A 15,960-nucleotide genomic window follows, 5' to 3' on the forward strand; every position below is an offset into this window, starting at 1 on the left:
AGCTTGGCATCAGGATCGAGGTCTGGAGGACGCGTGACGGTTCAGCAACCCATAACCCGCCGCACCCTTCTGACGGCGGCCGCGGCGACCGCCGTGGGCGCGTTCGCCGGCGCGGGCCGGGCCGCCGCCGACCCGTTGTGGTATCAGCAGGCGTTCGCCGCCCTCGTCGCCGCCGACCCCGCCATCCGCGCCGCGAGCGGATCGGTGTTCTGGTATCGGCCCCGGCAGCTGCTGGTCGCGCCGCCGGACCTGGCGCGGGTCGAGGCGCGGCTGATCGCGCTCGGCCACTCCGTCGCCCCGGGAGCCGGGTTCGGCGGGGTCAGCCGGCTGTGGTTCGCCGCCGACGTGGACATCGAGGCGATCGTCGAGGACCTCCGCGATCCCGGCAACTGGCCCGCGCAGCTGCCACCGAAGGTACAGCCGCATCATGTCGCATTCGGCTATCCCAACGTCATGGGCAATCCGGCTGACGCCCCCGCCGCGGCACCGGCGATGCGACCGCCGCCGGCGGGTCAGGCCGGAGCCGGCGTCCTGGTCGGCGTCTGCGACACGGGCATGTGGGCGCTCGCCGCGCGGACGCACCCCGGATGGTTCGGCGGCTGGCAACGCCCGTCGCCCGACTGCATCGACCCGCTGTACACGGAAGGCCGGCAGCTGGCGCTGCAGGGCGGGCACGGCACGTTCGTCACCGGCGTGCTGCGCGGCATCGCGCCGTCGGCCCAGTTCGAGGCGGCCGTGGCGCTGTCCCCGGACGGCATCGGCGACGAGGAGTCCGTGTGCCGGGCGCTGCGGTCGCTGGACCGGTCCGTGGCCTTCGTCAACCTCTCCCTCGGCTGCTACACCCAGCGTGACGTGCCGTCGATGCCGCTCGGCAACGCGGTCGCCGCGCTGTCGCCGGACACGGTCGTGGTCGCCGCCGCCGGCAATGCCGGCTCGACCCGCCCCACCTGGCCGGCGGCGCTCGGCGGCGTCACCGCCGTCGCCGCGCTCGCCCCCGGCGGGCGACCCGCGGACTACAGCAACCGCGGACCGTGGGTCGACGTGTGCGCCCCCGGCGACGCGACCGGGCCGTTCGTCACCGGCTTTCTCCGGCCGCCGGAGGACGACGCGATCGTCTTCGACGGCTTCGCGAGCTGGCAGGGCACGTCGTTCGCGGTGCCGTACGTCATCGGCCGGATGGCCGGCCTGGTCAGCGGATCCGGGTCGACCCCTAAGGCCGCCGACGCCGCCCTGCGTGGCGGCGAGGCTCCGTTCGACGGCTACGGGGCCGTGGTCCGATGATCGCGCCGGAGCAGGCCCGGACCGGCCTCGACGCGGTGGTGGCGGCCGCCGCGGCCGGTGACGCCCTCGCCTGGGAGGACCTGGTGCACCGGATGATGCCGGTGGTCGTCAGCACGATCGGCGAGTCCGGGCTCACCGGCGCGGACGCGGCCGAGGTCAACCAGACCGTCTGGCTGCGGGTCGTGGAGTGGCTGGAGCGCCTGCACCGGCCGGCCGCCCTGCCCGCCTGGATCGCGACCACCACCAGCCGGGAGTGCCAGCGGGTGATCCGGACCAGCCGGCAGCAGCGGCCCGCCGGGCTGTTCGACGATCTCCCGTCCGCCGACGAGCCCGAGACGGAGGCGTTGCGGGAGGAGCAGTACGAGGCGCTGCGGGACGGGTTCGGGCAGCTGCCGGACCGGTGCCGCCGGCTGCTCGGCATGCTGCTGGGCGAGCCGCCGATGAGCTACCGCGACGTCGTCGCGGAGACCGGGATGTCGATCGGCAGCGTCGGGCCGACCCAGCGACGGTGCCTGGACAAGCTGCGGGCCACCCCGGCCCTGGCCGCCTACCTCGGCACCGGCGAAGGGCGGCGGTCATGACCGGACTGGAGCGCAGCGCAGGGCCGGTCATCATGGGCTCAGTGCTTTGGTCAGGCCGGCGCCGGAGCGCAGCGGAGGTGACGGCATGAACGGGCGATGGGACCACGACCGGCGGTTGCTGGGCGATCTGCACGCCGCGCTGGCCGGGCCGTCCGCCGACGACTTCCTCTCCCCGGCGCTGGCCGCGTTCCGGATCGGTCGCGCCGGTGGCCCGGCGGCCGTCGCCGGGCTGGTGTTCGACTCCGCCTGCGACCCGCCCCCGGCCGGCGCGGTCCGTTCGGTGCCGGCGGCGCTGTCCGCGCAGTCGGCGCGGCTGCTGACGTTCCGGGCCGACCGGTGCACCGTCGACGTCGAGATCCACGAGGACGGGATGCTCGGCCAGGTGCACCTCGACCTGCCGGACCCGCTCGAAGGCCGGCCGGTGACCGGGCAGACCCCGGACAGGGCCTTCGGCGCCGCCCGGCTCGACGCCGTCGGTGGGTTCGAGCTGCCCCTGCCGGCGCCCGGCCCGGTCCGGCTGCGGCTGGACCTGCCGGACCGGACCGTTGTCACGAGCTGGCTGGTGCTGCGGTACCCGTAGCGGCCCCCGAGAGAGCGCTCTCCCCATTGTCGTGTGGGATGGATCACAGAGTTTTCATGTCAGTTTACGTATTTCGGCCCGACGTAAATCTCAGTTTACGGCGTTGAGCTGGCCTTTTACCGGTTTTCGAAACTTTCTGACCGATGGACTGGTCGGCTCCGGCATTGACCTGTATAAGCCTTGAGCCTCGCTTGAGAGAGCGGTTACTTTGGCCGCGCCGATCGGCCAGCGGGCCCGCGCTGATCGGCGTGCCTGAATTCCCCTTTCACATCGAGGAGAAGACGCACCATGCGCAAGCTCACCAAGGCGCTCCGCGCCGCCGCCGTCATCGCCGTCGTCGGCACCGGCGCGCTCGTCGTCACGGAGTCCCCCGCACTCGCGGCCAGCTGCAGCGGCGCGTACACCGACTCGGGCCGTGGCTACCGCGGCGGACCGTGCACCGGGTACCCGTCGAACTTCCACCTGCGCGCCCGGGCCACCTGCAAGCCGATGGGCAGCGGCTCGTCGTACACCACGACCGGCCCGCGCGCCTCGATCGGCGGCACGTCGAAGGTGCTGTGCCAGACCGGCTACTACGCGTCGGGCGGCACGACCCTCGTCGAGAACAACTAGGAACCGACGCCCCAACCGGGGTCCCGGCGCACACCGGGCCGGGACCCCCCGGCCGGCGCGACATCTGACCGAACGAGCGATGCCGCGCCACGCACGACCGATTGCTGGCCGCCGGAGGTAGCGGTCCAGCGCCAGGCGTCGCGGCGCACGCGTCACACCGGCGATCCTGAGGTCGTCAGCCGAGGGCCTCGGTCGGCTGGAGCCCGGACGCGCGGGCCGCTGGGCAGGCACCCGCGAGCCCGCGGCGGATCGGATTCACGACCGCGGGGCGGGTCAGCGGGTGAGGGCGGCGTGGACGGCCTTCGCGAACTGGTCGACGTCCTTGGTGGTGGTGTCGAACGACGTCATCCAGCGGGCCTCGCCGGTGCTCCAGTCGGAGAACGAGAACTGCTCGTGCAGGTCGGCCAGGGCCGGCTCGGGCAGCCGGACGAAGACGGCGTTGGCCTGCACCGGGTGCCCGATCTCCAGGCTCGGCAGGTCGCGGACCTGCCCGGCGAGCCGGGTCGCCATCGCGTTGGCGTGCGTGGCGTTGCGCAGCCACAGGTCGCCCTCCAGCAGGGCGAGGAACTGCGCCGACACGTAGCGCATCTTGGAGTACAGCTGCATCGACGACTTGCGCAGGTAGTCCATGCCGTGGTTCAGCCGCGGGTTCAGCACGACCACCGCCTCGCCGAGCAGCATGCCGTTCTTGGTGCCGCCGAACGACACGATGTCCACCCCGGCGTCGGTGGTGAACGCCCGCAACGGCACCCCCAGGTGCGCGGCGGCATTGGCGAGCCGCGCGCCGTCCACGTGCACGTGCATGTCGTGGCCGTGCGCGAACTCGGCGATCTCCGCGATCTCCGCCGGGGTGTAGACGGTGCCGAGCTCCGTGGACTGGGTCAGCGACACCACCTGGGGCCGGGCCCGGTGCTCGTCGTCGAAGCCCCGCGCCTCCCGCCGGATGTCCTCGACGGTCAGCTTGCCGTGCCCGGTCGGCAGGACCAGCAGCTTCAGTCCGGCCATCTTCTCCGGCGCGCCGCACTCGTCGACGTGGATGTGCGCCGTGTCCGCGCAGATGACCGCACCCCACCGGTCGCTGGCCGCCTGCAGCGCGACGACGTTCGCACCGGTGCCGTTGAGGACCGGGTAGCCGCGGGCCGCGCCACCGAAGTGCGCCCGGAACACGTCCTGCAGGCGTCCGGTGTAGTCGTCCCGCCCGTAACTGGGCTGGTGCCCGGCGTTGGCGGCGGCGAGGGCGGCGAGGATCTCCGGATGCACACCGGAGGCGTTGTCACTGGCGAAGGTGCTCACCCCGTCCAGTGTCAGCGGCCCGCCACCGTCACCGGAACCCGGGGTCGGGCACGAGCGGGCCGGGGCTCACCGGACGGCCGGGCGCCGCCGGCGGACCGCGCGCACGATCGCCACGACCGCGGCGGCGACCACGAGCAGCGGCACGAGCAGGCACAGCGACACCTGGGCGAGCACCGACCAGCGGGCGGGCAGCACCGCCGGGTCCGGCACGGGACCGCCGAAACGGCCGTCGCGCAGCAGGTCCTGGGCGATGTCGATCGAGGTGACGCCGTCGGGTGGGTCCAGCACGACGGCCACCGTGCCGTCGGGCCGCAGGGTCAGGACGCTGACGTGCCTGGTCGGGGTCCAGCCCGTCTCGTCGTCGCCGCTCAGGACGTCGTCCTCGAGTTCGTGCCGCACGACGACGAGGGCGCCGTCGTGCCAGCCGAGCGCCCGCACCGCCGCGCCGGTCACCACCGGCAGCGCCGGGCCGGACCGGTCCTCGCCGGTGGCGGCGTCCAGGTAGGACACCTGCCACCGGCGGGCGGTCAGCTCGTCGCGGCCGCAGCCGGTGGCGCAGCCGTCGATGTTCAGCAGCGCCACGCCGGCGCCGTCGGGGGTGTAGGCGCCCGCGCCGGCCAGGCGTTGCCGGGCGGTGAGGGTGCGGGTCCACAGCCGGCGGCCGGTGTGGTCGTAGGCACGCAGCTCGGTGCCGCCGTCGGCGGCCGGCCTCGTCGCGACGAACCCGCGGCCGTCCGGCGCGAACGCCGCCACCCACGCCGACGCGACCGGGTCCCGCGCGAAGATGTCGTCGACCGGGGTCTGCGTCCCGCCGGCGAGGTCGACCAGGATGTACTGCGCGGACCGGCCCGACTCCCCGAAGTCCCCGATGTTGTGCAGGACCAGCACGGCACCGCTGTCGGGGCGCCACGCCGCGATCTCGAAGCAGCAGGCCGGTGCGCCCTCGCCGTAGCCGCGGCTGCGGCCGGTGCGCAGGTCGGTGACCACCAGCCAGCCGGGCGGGCCGCCGGTCAGCATGCTCTGCGCGACGAGGTTGCCGTCCGGTGAGAGCCGCACGTCCTGCCCGGCGCGCAGCATGTCGTCCGGGTAGCGCAGCATCCGATAGGTACCGTCGCGGCCGACGACAGCGAGTTTGCCGCCCTCCTGCTCGAACGGGTCGCCGGTCAGCCCCCAGCCGTCGCCGCCGAACAGCACGCCGGCCTGGCCGGGTGGGGCCATGTCGACGGTGGCCTGCCAGAAGTACGGCAGCTCGACGCCGCGAGGGATCGCCGGGACGCCCGCGGCCGGTCCTGGCTCGGCATGCAGGCCGGGCACGACCGCCGCGGTCACGCACAGCAGCGCGACGACCACGGCGGCGACGATCCTCCCCCGCCGCCGCTGCCGGCGGCCCTGCCGCCACGCGGTCCCGGGCAGCCGGGCCGGTGGCATCCGCTCGCCCAGCTCACGCAGCGTGGCACGCAACGGCGCGGTCATGACGTCACCCCCAGCAGCGAGACCAGTTGAGGGCGCAGCGCGGCGAGGGCGTCGCGGGTCTGGCTCTTCACCGTCGACACCGAGCAGCGCATCGCCTCGGCGGTCGCGGCCTCGGTCAGGTCCTCGAAGAAGCGCAGCACCACGACCGCCCGCTGCCGTGGCGGCAGCTTCGCCAGCGCGGCCTGGACGGCGAGCGCCGTGGTGAGGTGGTCGGTGCCGTCCGGCACGGGACGGTCCGGTGGCTGATCGGTGAGCTGCACGAGCCGCCAGCGCCGCCGCCACAGGGACACGTGCTGGCTGACCATGGCGCGCCGCACGTACGGGTCGGGGTCGCCGCCGGCGATCACCCGCTCCCAGTGCCGGGCGACCTTGACCAGGGTGACCTGCACCAGGTCCTCCGCAGCGTGCCGGTCCCCGCACAGCAGGTACGCCATCCTCGACAGCGCGGCCAGCCGGCCGGACACGTACGCGTTGAACGAATCCTCCACCGCACCTCCCTGCCCGGACACACGCCCACAGACCCGCGCATGGGTGGGTGCCCGATCGTGCCGGACACCCACCGCCGATGCAAAACGGGTTCAGCAGGCTCCGGCGTCGGCCCAGACCGCCCACGAGCCGGGTGCGCCGGGTTCGGCGCCGGTGGAGTACCAGGTGCTGTTCCACACGCGGCCGTTGTGCGACACGCGGTCACCGGGGACGTAGCCGGTGGTGGGGTTCCAGGCAGGGACGCCCGAGCAGCCGCCGCCCCCGCCGGTGACCGTCAGCGTGTACGTAGCGGTACGGTCCGCGCTCACCCCGTCACCGAGGACGGTGAGGGTGTAGGTGCCGGCCGGGGTGCCCGCCGCCGTGCCGATCGTCAGTGTGGACGTGCCGCCGGACTGCACGGACGCGGGGCTGAACGCGGCCGTCGCGCCGGAGGGCAGCCCGCTGACCGACAGCGCGACCGTCTGCGCCGAGCCCGACGTGAGCTGGGTGCTCACCGTCGTGGTAGTCGACCCGCCCGGCGGCACCGAGGCGGCGGACGGGCTCAGCGACAGGGTGAAGTCGTCGACCGGCCGGCCGCCGACCGCCTGGTTCCACAACCCGAAGGCGACGGCGTCGGCGGCCCGGTCCAGCGGCACGTCGGCGACGTTGCTGATCGTGTCGCACGAACTGTGGTAGCAGGAGTCGTACGCCGCGCCGGCGGTGCCGCCCCACTTCGCCGCCTGGGCCGTGGTCTTGGTGGCCGAGGCGCCGGCCGCGATGCCGCTGGAGGCGATGCCGGCGTTGCGGAACGAGGCGTCGTCGGAGCGGTTGGCGCCCTCGACGTTCTCCTCGGTCTGCACGCCGATCGAGTCGTAGTAGGCCTTCAGCGGCTGCGCCGCCGTGGTGGAGATGTTGTTGACGAAGTAGCCGGCGTTGCGGGAGCCGACCATGTCGAAGTTCCAGTAGGTGCGGATCCGGGTCCGCTCGGCGGCCGGCAGCTGGCTGACGTAGAACGCCGACCCGCGCAGGCCCTGCTCCTCGTCGGACCACCAGGCGAAGCGGACCCGCTTGGTCATCGTCGGGTTCTGCTGCGCCAGGGCGAGGGCGACCTCGAGCAGCACCGCCGAGCCGGAGCCGTTGTCGTTGATGCCCGGCCCGGCCGCGACGCCGTCGAGGTGCGCGCCGAGCATGAGGACCTGGTTGGCGTCGCCGCCGCGCCACTCGGCGATGAGGTTCACCGAGCCGGTCGTGCACGACGTGCACGTCTGCCGGGTGACGGTGTAGCCCGCCGTCTGCAGGCGCCCCTCGACGTACTGCAGCGACGCCGTGTAGCCGGGCCGGCCGGAGTAGCGGTTGCCGCCGTTGTTCGTGGCGATCGTCTGCAGCTGGGTGAGGTGCGCCTTGACGTTGGTGACGCTGACGTCCGGCGGGGTGCCTGGGTCACCGGTGCCCGTGACGGTCAGGCCGAGCGGGACCGTCCGGTCGGCGCTGACCCCGTCACCGAGGACGCTCACGGTGTACGACCCGGCCGGTGTGCTCGCCGACGTGCTGATCCGCAGGCTGGACGTGGCGCCCGCCTGTACCGACGCCGGGGTGAAGACCGCGGTGGCTCCGGCGGGCAGGCCGGACGCCGTCAGTGCCACGCTCTGCGCGCTGCCCGACGTCACGGTCGTGCTCACGGTGACGGTGGCCGCCTGCCCGGCGGTGACGCCGGCGGACGTGGGGTTGACGGAGATCGAGAAGTCGTTGCCGCCGCCGGTCGGGCAGGCCGGCTCGCCGCTCTGTGCGGTGACGCTGACGCCGCTCCACGCGGCCTTGACCGTCGCGCACTCGGTGTTGCCGCCCGGGAACAGTTCGACGGCAGCGCGGACGGTGGCCAGCCGGGCGGCGGCGTGGTTCCAGCCGGAGGTCTTGCGGTTGAGTCCGGCCATGAAGATGCGGCCGGCCTTCTGGATGCCGATGCCCGTGATGGTCGTGCTGTTGCAGGTCGGACTGGCGGGCTTGCCACCACCGGGGCTGGTGCCCTCCGCGAGCAGGTAGAACCAGTGGTTCTGCGGGCCGGCCGCGGCGTGCACCTCGGTGCCGGGGATGGCGCCGGAGTAGCAGTCGGGGTTGCCGCTGATGCGGGAGGGCTGGTTCATGTACCGGATCGGGCCGGACCCCGTCAGGTTGACCTCCTCGCCGACGTCGTAGTCCGCGGGGTCGTTCGGGTTGCCGGCGTAGTGCTCGGTGAGCGCGCCGAAGATGTCCCCGGTCGACTCGTTGAGCCCGCCGTTCTCGTTGCCGCTGCCCGCGCCGCCGGGCGTGGTCTGGAAGATGGCGTGGCCGTACTCGTGCGCGACGACGTCGATCGGGGTCGCCTGCCCGGTGCCGGCGGAGTTGCGGCCGAAGTTGGTGTAGGAGCCGTTCCAGTAGGCGTTCACCTCGGCGAGGCCGACCCGGGCCGGGAAGCCGCGGCCGGCGCCGTTGATCCCGTTGCGCCCCAGCCAGCTGCTGAGCATGTCCCATTCCTGCTGTACGCCGTACATGACGTCGACGCAGGCGGTCTCCAGGTTCGTGCCCGACCCGTTGCCCCACGTGTTGCCGGTCTTCGTGTAGGCGGTGCCGTTCTGCCCGCCGCAGGACAGGCCCGGCCGGTTCGGGTCGCTCATGGTGTACGAGGTGCCGGAGCCGGACGTGTCGAAGGTGACCTGGCCGTTGTAGTAGCCGTTGCCGGTGGCGGCGACGACCTCGTCCCAGCTCTCCTCGGGCAGCACGGCGCCGCTCGTGGCGTCGACGTAGACGTGCAGCCTGGCGGGCTTGCTCGCGGTCTTCCCTTCGAGCACGACCTCGTAGGCGAGGCGGCCCTTGCCGCGGGCGAGGACGACGAGCCTGGGTGGGTCGGCCGTCGTGACCTCGACCAGCTGCGACCGGGCCTTCGCGGCCGCGGTGGCGGCGTCGACCTTCGCGGTGGTGCCGACGTCGAGCGTGGTGTCCTGTGCGCCGCTGACGCTGAGCACCTTGCCGTTGCCGTCGGTGACGACGACGAAGTCGCCGCCGCGGACCGGCAGGCCACGGTGGGTGCGCTCGTAGGACACGTACCGCAGGCTGTCCTGCCGCGTGACCGACCGGCGGTCGAAGCGGTCCTCGGCGGAGCGGTGGACCTCGGCCGGTTCGGCGCTCAGGAACTGCTCGGCGGCCACCTCGGGCGCCTTCTGCCCGGGGGCGGCGACGGGGTCCGGCGGGCGGGTGGCGGCGGCCGTCACCATGGTGGCGGCCAGCACGACTGCGACGGCGGCGGCGACCGTCGCGCCACCTCGCAGCGCGAGTGTGCGTCTCACTTCGGCTCCTCTTGACGACCGGTCCGCCCACGGCGCGGCGGTGGCCGTCCGGCGGCGGATCCGGGATGACAGATGGGGGGTTCTGCCTTGCACCAGGTCCGCCCGAGGTTCGGCGCAACAAGGTGGTTAACTTTTGTTACTCGCTTAGTAACACCAGCATTCAAGGCGATGACCGGCCGATTCGTCAAGAGACGCCGGCAAATGTCTCCGGCGTCGGCACGCCGCCCGTCGTCGAGCCGCGCCGCGGCGGCCGGACGTCGCGATGACCCGACGGTGCGGCATCCTGGCCCCGGCCGGGCGGATCGATGGCGGACAAATCACGACAACTGGGTGGCAGTCCACCGGCATCGTCCTGGCGGCTGGAACACCTGGCCGACCGGGGGCAGCGACGGCCCTGGCCGGACCCCTACACTGCGCGGTGATCGCCGTGCCGGCGGTCTCTTCGGGGAGGAAGAACCACAGTGTCGTTCGCGCTCTCGCGCCGTGCCGCCATCAAGGGTGCTGTCGCCGCCACCGCCGTGGCGGCCGCGCCCACCGCCGTGTTCGCCGCCAGCGAGGCGGCGCACGCCACCCAGCCCGGCCAGACCGGGCAGATCACGTTCCGGCGCGGGAACGAGGTGTGGATCGCCAACGCCGACGGCACCAACCAGCGGCGGCTCGTGACCAACGCGTCGGCCGGCTCCGGGGACTGGTCGCCGGACGGCAGCCGCTTCCTGTTCCACGACGGTGCACGGCCCGTGTCGATCCGCCCGGACGGCTCCGACAGGATCGACTTCCTCGACCTCAACCGGGTCAGCTCGTCGCTGAACCCGGTGTACGCGTACGGCGGCCGGTATGTCGTCTTCAACTCGTACTCAAAGCTGTCGATCACGTCCTCCGGCGCCAACTGGCCCATCGGCCTCGAACTGTTCAGCGCCCCCGACGACGGGCTGTTCGACAGCAACGTCACCACCTGGGGCAACGAGGTCGTCTACCAGCACTCGGCCTACGGCCAGCGGCAGGGCGCCGTCATCAACCGGCTCGACGGCGAGTACAACCCGTTCACCATCGTCGAGGACGGCTGGGCACCGGACTTCGCCCCGGACGGCAACCGCATCGCGTTCGTGCGCACCGCCGGCGACGCCAGCCAGATCTGGATCGCCGACAGCGACGGCTCCAACGAGTGGCAGCTGACCACGGTCGAGAACTCGGGCAGCACGTACAACTACGACCCGGCGTGGGCCCCCGACAGCAGCGCGATCCTCTTCTCCACCTACGCCTCCGGGTGGACCCCCAGGGTGCGGCGCATCGACCTGGACACCAAGGAGATCGTGACGCTGGTCGAGAACGGCAGCGAGCCGACCTGCCAGCCGGTCAACGGCCAGTACGTGCACCGCGTCTGGGGCCAGGACGCCCTGCTCACCGCCGTCGCCACCTCCCGCTGGAACTGGACCGACAAGGGCGTCGTCGACGGGGTCCGCTCCTCCGCGAAGGCCGTCGTGCTGTCCCGCGACGACAAGTACTTCGACGCGCTCGGCGGCTCCGCGCTCGCCGTCGTCAAGGAAGGTCCGCTGCTCATCACCCCGCCGGGCAGCCTGGCCACCGCGACCGAGGCGGAGATCAAGCGGGTCCTCGGCACCACCGGCACCGTGTACCTGCTCGGCGGCACCGTCGCCCTGTCCGCGAACGTCGAGAACAAGCTCAAGAGCCTCGGCTACACCACGGTCCGGCTGTGGGGCGCGACCGAGTACGACACCGCCATCGCGGTGGCGAACGCGATCACGACGAAACCGGCCGCCGTCATCCTGGCGACGTCGCTGAAGTACTACGACGCGCTCGCCGCCGGCGCCGCCGCCGGCGCCAGCCCGGGCACCGTCATCGTGCTGACCAACGGCGACAACATGCCCGCCGCGACCGCCGCCTACCTCAACCGGCTCGACCCGCGGGTGGTCGACATGATCGGCGTCGGCGGACCGGGCGTGCGGGCGCTGGAGAACGGGTACGACCGCGGCCAGCTCCCCTCGTGGGAGAACATCTCGGAGGTGTGGTACTACTACCCGGTCTTCGGCGCCACCGAGTTCGAGACGGCCGTCGCCGTCGCCGAGTTCTTCTTCAGCGGCCCGCGGTACGCTGCGGTCGCCACCGCCACCACCTGGTACGACGCCCTCACCGGCGGCTCGATGATCGGCGCGAACGGCGGCCCGCTGCTGCTGTCGGCCCCCGGCTCGCTCAGCCCGCAGACGCGGGCGTACCTGTCGGACAACTCCGCGTCGATCAAGTACGGCGTCCTGCTCGGCGGGTATCTCGCCCTGTCGGACAACCTGATCGAACCGCTCGGCAAGGCGATCTCGCTGCCGGGCACGCACAAGTACGAGCAGTACACGGAGACGTACACCGTCCCGACCACCAAGCCGAAGTCCCTGGCGAAGTCCGCGGACGTCAAGCCGCGCGGCACCACCACCGCGACGAAGGGCCGCATCCCGGGCACGACCGCGAACAAGGGCAAGAGGATCACGGGCTGACCCCCGCTTCCGGCCGCCGCCGCGCCACCAGGTCCTGGTGGCGCGGCGGCGTCGTTTCGTCCCCGCCCACAGCATCCGCGCCGGACCGGCATGATATAAAAATACCGGTATACAAATACCGCATGCGGAAAGGGATGCTGTGGTGATCGAGCTCAAGTCCGCCGAGGAAATCGGGCGGATGGCGGTGACCGGCCAGTTCGTCGGCGAGCTGCTCGCCGAGCTGAGCGGTGTCGCCGCGGTCGGCGTCAACCTGATGGACGTCGAGCAGCACGCCCGCCGCCGGATCAAGGAACGCGGCGCCGAGTCCTGCTACTGGGACTATGCGCCCTCGTTCGGCCGGGGCCCCTTCCGCAACGTGCTCTGCCTCTCGGTCAACGACGCCGTGCTGCACGGCCTGCCACACGATTATGTCCTGCGCGACGGCGACCTGCTCAGCATCGACATGGCGGTCGGCATCGACGGGTGGGCCGCGGACTCCGCGCTGTCCTTCGTCGTCGGCACTCCGGACCCGGCGGACCTCAAACTCATCCAGGCCACGGAGGTCGCGCTGGAGGCCGCCATCGCCGCCGCACGGCCCGGCGGGCGCCTCGGCGACGTCTCCGCCGCGATCGGCAAGGTCGCCCACTCGTATGGGTACAGCGTGAACGGCGAGTTCGGCGGGCACGGCATCGGCCGCACCATGCACGAGGCCCCGCACGTCGCCAACGACGGCCGCGCGGGCCGCGGCATCAAGCTCGACCCCGGACTCACGATCGCCATCGAGCCCTGGCTCTGCCGCACCACCGACAAGATCAAGTATGACAAGGACGGCTGGACGATCCGCTCCGCGGACGGCTCCCGCACCGCCCACTCCGAGCACACCGTCGCGATCACGCCCTCCGGCCCACAGGTGCTGACCCGCCGTCCCGCCCCCGGAGCGGCTGCCGCCTGAGCACGGGCCGGCTGTGCTGATCACCGGCCCAGCAGGTCCTCCCTGGGCGGCGTCCACGGTGCCGGCAGGTCGGGGCAGTGGTCGTTCGCCGGACTGACCTCGACCTCGGCGAGGCCCAGGCCCGGCTCACGGTCGAAGCGCAGGTCGCCGACGACCCAGCCGTCGCCGTCCTTCGCGGCGAAGGGCACGCGGGCGAACTGGAGCAGCGCGGCGACGCTGCAGTAGTCCGAGGCGAGATCGCCGAACAGGGCGGCGTCGACCGCCAGCTCGCCGGCCCAGGCGATCTCGCCGTTCGACGGCTGGGCGACCAGCGAGTACTTCGCGGTCGACTCGGTGCCCGACGTGGACAGCGTCGCGCACCGGTCGGCCGGGATCCAGGACGGCGCGAGCGAGTGGAACGCCCGCCGGACGACGTATCGGTCCGCCGCCCGCTGTACGGCCAGCACCTCGCGGCACACGGGGTTCGCCGGCATCGGGGTCAGCACCACCTCGAGGGTGCGCGCGTCCGGGAACCGGGTCGTCAGCAGTGCCTCGACGCGGCGCTCCGCGGTGCGGGTGGTGATGACGAACGTCGCGGTGAGGACCAGCCAGGCGGCGATCCCCGCGGCGAGTGCGGCCCGCGCCGGAGCGAACCGGCTGACCGCGGCGAGGCCCAGCGTCAGCACCGTCAGCAGGGCCGCGAACGACGCCGGCACGAAGCCGCTGAACCAGCTCAGGCCGATCCCGGCGACGAGGACGAGCCCGATGAGGACCCGTGCGGTCCGGCCGGGCAGGACGAACAGCAGGGCCGCCGCGGTCGCCCAGAGCAGCGGTTCGACGATGAAGACCGCGTCACCGTAGTGCCAGCGGTTGTCGAACGGCCAGAACGGGTGCACCCCGTAGTTGTTGGTGAAGTCGAGCGCGATGTGCAGCAGCGGCGCCAGTACCGACACCGCGGCGAGGAACCACAGGTCGTCGCGCTGCGGCGTGACCTTCCGGATCCGCCACCACAGCCGGACCGCCAGGAACAGCAGCAGCGACAGGCCGACCGCGCCGACGACGGTGTGAGTGTGGCCGCGGTGGTGCAGCAGGTAGTCGAGCGTGGTGCCGGCCCAGGTCGTGTAGATGACGTCGGCGTCGGGAAGGTTCCCGCCGACCGCCATGACGGTGATCGCCACGCCCCGCCGCTGCCGGTCGCTGAGGTTCTGCGACGGCGGGAGGGACCGATGGACCGCCTCACCGACCAGGACGCTGATAAGCGTGTGCGTGAGGTTGTCCATGGTCGACCATTTGACTTGTCCCAGATCTTGTCTCACCATGTTGAGACAAGGTTTGCGACAAGGAGATGATGTCATGGCTTCGGACCTCGAGCAGGCCGGCTCGTGGCTGGCCCGGCACGGCCTCGCCAGCGCCTCGCCGACACCGTTGCTGGCCGTGCGTCTGGCGGCGCGGCGGCGGGCCCGCCTCGCCTCCAGCGTGCTGCTGGGGACGTTCATCCTCGCGATCGCCCTGATCTCCACCACCGGCGCCGGGCCACTGCTCCTGACGGCGACGGTGATCGCGCTGGTGGCGGCCCTGGCACTGCTGGACGGGTGGGTGCGGCGGGTCGACCGGCGGGCCGGCGCGACGCTGCTGCGGCGGGCGGCCCATCCTGTGCAGCTCGGCTGGCGCACCGTCCTCGGCCTGCCGCGCGCGGTGTTCGCGGTCGCCACGTTCACCGCCGCGGCGGTGCTGGCGGCCTCCGGCCTGACCGTGGACGACCCTGACGGGAGGGACGCGGCCGTCGTCCTGCTCATCGGATGGTGCGGTGTCGCGATCGGGATGTGCGTGCAGCTGCGCCACCTGCTGACGCACCCGGCCGTGGCCGACGACGAGGTCCCACTCACCGCCGACGCCGTCATGCGGGTCGAGGACGCCCGCGAGGTGGCCGCACCGACCGCGCTGTGGAGCCTGCCCGTCGTGTCGCTGCTCAACAACACACCGGGCTGGTGGACGGTTGCCTGGCTGACCTTCGTGGTCCTGGGCGCGCTGACGCTGATCCTGATCAACCTGCGGACCGCGGCGAGCGGCACGGTGGCCCGGCACGCCATGAGCGGCGGCCGATGACCCGATGATCGTCATCGACTCGACCTCACCGGTGCCGCCGTTCGAGCAGTTGCGCGGCCAGCTCGCCCGGCAGATCCAGGATCACACCCTCGCCGTCGGCACCCGCCTGCCGACGATCCGCCGCCTCGCCGCGGATCTCGGCCTGGCCATCAACACCGTCGGCAGGGCCTATCGGGAGCTGGAGGAGGCAGGCCTGATCGAGACCCGGGGCGCGGCCGGCTCGTTCGTGTCCGCCGCCGGCGAGAAGAGCCGCGAGCGGGCCCGCCGCGCAGCCGCCGAATACGCCGCCGTCATCGCCAGCGTCGGCATCGACCTCGACGAGGCCGTCCACATCGTCCAGGCGGCCCTCACCAACGCCACCCCGACGACATCCCCGCCCCCGTGACCACCGCGACGCCGTCAGCGGCGGGTCACGTCCGCCATGTTGGTGTACGAGTGGCATCACAACGGCGGTGCGGCCCGTCGGCTTCGAGGTGGTCGTCGTTCTGCGTCTGTGGTGGGTGGTCGGTGCGGGCAGGGTTCGGTCTGGCAGTGGCTGCTGGAGTCGTGGGTGGTGGTGCGCCGGATGGCCGGGTAGCTCGGGGGTGATGCGGGGACGGCGGCTTGGGGCAGGTGGTCACGGTCGCTGCGCCGCCCGGAGGTGGGTGATCCAGGTGGCCGCAGGGGAACCCTGTCGGCCGGGCGAACGGGTGCTTGTGTCGTCCGTGCCGGCTCGGCGGGGTTCTTGATGATCCGGAAGAGTATGTGCTGCTCTGGAGCCTGTTGCGTTTTGGCGGAAAACTGTCTCGTCGACGGTCGTCGCGACCCTCGACGGCTACCGATCGGCCGCGACCGGCTC

Annotated in this window: 13 protein-coding genes; 8 read left to right on the top strand and 5 right to left on the bottom strand. The window is 72.5% G+C overall.

Features of this window, described 5'->3' with window-relative positions:
- Positions 1–33 precede the first annotated feature (33 nt).
- The 4 genes from ABZS58_RS46430 (at position 34) to ABZS58_RS46445 (ending at position 3,054) form a co-directional block, all read left to right on the top strand.
- Positions 34–1,281: a S8 family serine peptidase gene (locus ABZS58_RS46430; RefSeq protein ID WP_354790752.1), complete on the top strand. Its 1,248-nt coding sequence runs from the start codon at positions 34–36 to the stop codon at positions 1,279–1,281.
- Complete coding sequence (locus ABZS58_RS46435; protein WP_354790753.1) at positions 1,278–1,862, top strand: sigma-70 family RNA polymerase sigma factor; 585 nt, start codon at positions 1,278–1,280, stop codon at positions 1,860–1,862. The genes ABZS58_RS46430 and ABZS58_RS46435 overlap by 4 nt, the downstream gene beginning before the upstream one ends.
- Positions 1,863–1,947: 85 nt before the next feature.
- Positions 1,948–2,442: a hypothetical protein gene (locus tag ABZS58_RS46440; RefSeq protein WP_354790755.1), complete on the top strand. Its 495-nt coding sequence runs from the start codon at positions 1,948–1,950 to the stop codon at positions 2,440–2,442.
- A gap of 288 nt (positions 2,443–2,730) precedes the next feature.
- Positions 2,731–3,054 carry a hypothetical protein gene (locus tag ABZS58_RS46445; protein WP_354790756.1) on the top strand — a complete coding sequence of 108 codons (324 nt, stop codon included), beginning with the start codon at positions 2,731–2,733 and terminating at the stop codon, positions 3,052–3,054.
- Between the two features lie 273 nt (positions 3,055–3,327).
- On the opposite strand, the gene ABZS58_RS46450 is transcribed toward ABZS58_RS46445, so the two are convergent.
- From ABZS58_RS46450 to ABZS58_RS46465, 4 genes are all read right to left on the bottom strand, one after another.
- Positions 3,328–4,347 (bottom strand): low specificity L-threonine aldolase, encoded by a 1,020-nt coding sequence (locus ABZS58_RS46450; RefSeq protein WP_354790758.1) that lies wholly within the window; start codon positions 4,345–4,347, stop codon positions 3,328–3,330.
- 66 nt (positions 4,348–4,413) lie between these two features.
- On the bottom strand, positions 4,414–5,820 hold the full coding sequence (locus ABZS58_RS46455) for a hypothetical protein (RefSeq protein ID WP_354790759.1): 1,407 nt from the start codon (positions 5,818–5,820) through the stop codon (positions 4,414–4,416).
- Complete coding sequence (locus tag ABZS58_RS46460; RefSeq protein WP_354790761.1) at positions 5,817–6,308, bottom strand: SigE family RNA polymerase sigma factor; 492 nt, start codon at positions 6,306–6,308, stop codon at positions 5,817–5,819. Before ABZS58_RS46460 ends, ABZS58_RS46455 begins: the two co-directional genes overlap by 4 nt.
- 90 nt (positions 6,309–6,398) lie before the next feature.
- Positions 6,399–9,605: a M28 family peptidase gene (locus tag ABZS58_RS46465; RefSeq protein ID WP_354790762.1), complete on the bottom strand. Its 3,207-nt coding sequence runs from the start codon at positions 9,603–9,605 to the stop codon at positions 6,399–6,401.
- Positions 9,606–10,066: 461 nt separating this feature from the next.
- Between ABZS58_RS46465 and ABZS58_RS46470 the strand changes: the two genes are divergently transcribed.
- Positions 10,067–12,106, top strand: coding sequence for a cell wall-binding repeat-containing protein (locus ABZS58_RS46470; protein ID WP_354790764.1), 2,040 nt, complete (start codon positions 10,067–10,069; stop codon positions 12,104–12,106).
- Positions 12,107–12,248: 142 nt separating this feature from the next.
- Positions 12,249–13,037 carry a type I methionyl aminopeptidase gene (gene map, locus ABZS58_RS46475; protein WP_354790765.1) on the top strand — a complete coding sequence of 263 codons (789 nt, stop codon included), beginning with the start codon at positions 12,249–12,251 and terminating at the stop codon, positions 13,035–13,037.
- 20 nt (positions 13,038–13,057) lie between these two features.
- On the opposite strand, the gene ABZS58_RS46480 is transcribed toward map, so the two are convergent.
- Positions 13,058–14,296, bottom strand: a complete 1,239-nt coding sequence (locus ABZS58_RS46480; RefSeq protein WP_354790767.1) for a metal-dependent hydrolase — start codon at positions 14,294–14,296, stop codon at positions 13,058–13,060.
- Positions 14,297–14,369: 73 nt separating this feature from the next.
- Between ABZS58_RS46480 and ABZS58_RS46485 the strand changes: the two genes are divergently transcribed.
- Together ABZS58_RS46485 and ABZS58_RS46490 are read left to right on the top strand one after the other, a co-directional pair.
- The gene (locus ABZS58_RS46485; protein ID WP_354790769.1) at positions 14,370–15,122 is read left to right on the top strand and encodes a hypothetical protein; all 753 of its coding nucleotides are present in this window, start codon (positions 14,370–14,372) and stop codon (positions 15,120–15,122) included.
- Positions 15,123–15,126: 4 nt separating this feature from the next.
- Positions 15,127–15,507, top strand: a complete 381-nt coding sequence (locus tag ABZS58_RS46490) for a GntR family transcriptional regulator (protein WP_354790771.1) — start codon at positions 15,127–15,129, stop codon at positions 15,505–15,507.
- Positions 15,508–15,960 lie beyond the last annotated feature (453 nt).

The sequence above is a fragment of the Dactylosporangium sp. NPDC005555 genome, from assembly GCF_040605635.1.
GTDB lineage: Bacteria > Actinomycetota > Actinomycetes > Mycobacteriales > Micromonosporaceae > Dactylosporangium.

What these genes read in the sequence shown, in the direction of transcription:
- ABZS58_RS46435 (WP_354790753.1), top strand. Translation starts at nt 1,278, where the DNA reads ATGATCGCGCCGGAGCAGGCCCGGACCGGCCTCGACGCGGTGGTGGCG.
- ABZS58_RS46440 (WP_354790755.1), top strand. Translation starts at nt 1,948, where the DNA reads ATGAACGGGCGATGGGACCACGACCGGCGGTTGCTGGGCGATCTGCAC.
- ABZS58_RS46445 (WP_354790756.1), top strand. Translation starts at nt 2,731, where the DNA reads ATGCGCAAGCTCACCAAGGCGCTCCGCGCCGCCGCCGTCATCGCCGTC.
- ABZS58_RS46455 (WP_354790759.1), bottom strand. Translation starts at nt 5,820, where the DNA reads ATGACCGCGCCGTTGCGTGCCACGCTGCGTGAGCTGGGCGAGCGGATG.
- ABZS58_RS46480 (WP_354790767.1), bottom strand. Translation starts at nt 14,296, where the DNA reads ATGGACAACCTCACGCACACGCTTATCAGCGTCCTGGTCGGTGAGGCG.
- ABZS58_RS46485 (WP_354790769.1), top strand. Translation starts at nt 14,370, where the DNA reads ATGGCTTCGGACCTCGAGCAGGCCGGCTCGTGGCTGGCCCGGCACGGC.
- ABZS58_RS46490 (WP_354790771.1), top strand. Translation starts at nt 15,127, where the DNA reads ATGATCGTCATCGACTCGACCTCACCGGTGCCGCCGTTCGAGCAGTTG.